The organism is Vogesella mureinivorans, assembly GCF_007644035.1.
Classification (GTDB): Bacteria; Pseudomonadota; Gammaproteobacteria; order Burkholderiales; family Chromobacteriaceae; genus Vogesella; species Vogesella mureinivorans.
The window spans coordinates 1-293 of the sequence record NZ_VMTV02000172.1; the positions used below are offsets into that span (position 1 = coordinate 1).

Annotated in this window: 1 protein-coding gene; it reads left to right on the plus strand. The window is 62.8% G+C overall.

The features are described from left to right. Positions 1-95 precede the first annotated feature (95 nt). A partial coding sequence (gene hfq / locus FLQ44_RS06350) for an RNA chaperone Hfq (RefSeq protein WP_147693592.1) occupies positions 96-293 on the plus strand: 198 nt, incomplete at its 3' end.

Below are 293 nucleotides of genomic sequence, written 5' to 3' on the forward strand. Positions count from 1 at the left end.
TGGGGTGCGCCCCCAGGTGGAGACCGTGCCTCGGGCCTTCGCCGGCCCTGCACAGAACAACAAGCACATCGAACATCCCCATCCAAGGAGCCAACATGTCCAAGGGACAGTCCCTGCAGGATCCTTTCCTGAACGCCCTGCGCCGCGAGCGCGTTCCGGTGTCCATCTATCTCGTCAACGGCATCAAGCTGCAGGGCACCATCGAGTCCTTCGACCAGTTCGTGGTCCTGCTGCGCAACACGGTCAGCCAGATGGTCTACAAGCACGCGATTTCGACCGTCGTGCCTGCGCGC